The organism is Enterococcus sp. NBRC 3427, assembly GCF_007996925.1.
In the GTDB taxonomy this organism is placed as follows: domain Bacteria; phylum Bacillota; class Bacilli; order Lactobacillales; family Enterococcaceae; genus Enterococcus_B; species Enterococcus_B lactis.
The window spans coordinates 1-1,768 of record NZ_BJLL01000111.1 but is presented as its reverse complement, the minus strand read 5'-3'; the positions used below and the strand labels follow the sequence as shown (position 1 = coordinate 1,768).

Annotated in this window: 1 rRNA gene; it reads right to left on the bottom strand. The window is 51.1% G+C overall.

The window, feature by feature from the left end:
• Window positions 1-66: 66 nt before the first annotated feature.
• Window positions 67-1,627 (bottom strand): 16S ribosomal RNA (locus ESP02_RS13060).
• Between the last annotated feature and the right edge of the window lie 141 nt (window positions 1,628-1,768).

Below are 1,768 nucleotides of genomic sequence, written 5' to 3'. Positions count from 1 at the left end.
GAGAGTAAACCTCTCAAAACTGAACAAAGTAAAAACAAATTGTGTAGTCTCCGTAATATTCCTTAGAAAGGAGGTGATCCAGCCGCACCTTCCGATACGGCTACCTTGTTACGACTTCACCCCAATCATCTATCCCACCTTAGGCGGCTGGCTCCAAAAAGGTTACCTCACCGACTTCGGGTGTTACAAACTCTCGTGGTGTGACGGGCGGTGTGTACAAGGCCCGGGAACGTATTCACCGCGGCGTGCTGATCCGCGATTACTAGCGATTCCGGCTTCATGCAGGCGAGTTGCAGCCTGCAATCCGAACTGAGAGAAGCTTTAAGAGATTAGCTTAGCCTCGCGACTTCGCAACTCGTTGTACTTCCCATTGTAGCACGTGTGTAGCCCAGGTCATAAGGGGCATGATGATTTGACGTCATCCCCACCTTCCTCCGGTTTGTCACCGGCAGTCTTGCTAGAGTGCCCAACTGAATGATGGCAACTAACAATAAGGGTTGCGCTCGTTGCGGGACTTAACCCAACATCTCACGACACGAGCTGACGACAACCATGCACCACCTGTCACTTTGCCCCCGAAGGGGAAGCTCTATCTCTAGAGTGGTCAAAGGATGTCAAGACCTGGTAAGGTTCTTCGCGTTGCTTCGAATTAAACCACATGCTCCACCGCTTGTGCGGGCCCCCGTCAATTCCTTTGAGTTTCAACCTTGCGGTCGTACTCCCCAGGCGGAGTGCTTAATGCGTTAGCTGCAGCACTGAAGGGCGGAAACCCTCCAACACTTAGCACTCATCGTTTACGGCGTGGACTACCAGGGTATCTAATCCTGTTTGCTCCCCACGCTTTCGAGCCTCAGCGTCAGTTACAGACCAGAGAGCCGCCTTCGCCACTGGTGTTCCTCCATATATCTACGCATTTCACCGCTACACATGGAATTCCACTCTCCTCTTCTGCACTCAAGTCTCCCAGTTTCCAATGACCCTCCCCGGTTGAGCCGGGGGCTTTCACATCAGACTTAAGAAACCGCCTGCGCTCGCTTTACGCCCAATAAATCCGGACAACGCTTGCCACCTACGTATTACCGCGGCTGCTGGCACGTAGTTAGCCGTGGCTTTCTGGTTAGATACCGTCAAGGGATGAACAGTTACTCTCATCCTTGTTCTTCTCTAACAACAGAGTTTTACGATCCGAAAACCTTCTTCACTCACGCGGCGTTGCTCGGTCAGACTTTCGTCCATTGCCGAAGATTCCCTACTGCTGCCTCCCGTAGGAGTTTGGGCCGTGTCTCAGTCCCAATGTGGCCGATCACCCTCTCAGGTCGGCTATGCATCGTGGCCTTGGTGAGCCGTTACCTCACCAACTAGCTAATGCACCGCGGGTCCATCCATCAGCGACACCCGAAAGCGCCTTTCAAATCAAAACCATGCGGTTTCGATTGTTATACGGTATTAGCACCTGTTTCCAAGTGTTATCCCCTTCTGATGGGCAGGTTACCCACGTGTTACTCACCCGTTCGCCACTCTTCTTTTTCCGGTGGAGCAAGCTCCGGTGGAAAAAGAAGCGTACGACTTGCATGTATTAGGCACGCCGCCAGCGTTCGTCCTGAGCCAGGATCAAACTCTCATAAAAAGTTCGAACAATCTTGCGATTGTTAAGCTCAATTTGTTTGCTAGCATATTGCTTGCTTGTTAAAAATGTTTGTTGTCTTGAATTGAATCAAGACGCCCTACACATTTGGTTTGTCTTACTTTGTTCAGTTTTCAAAGGTCT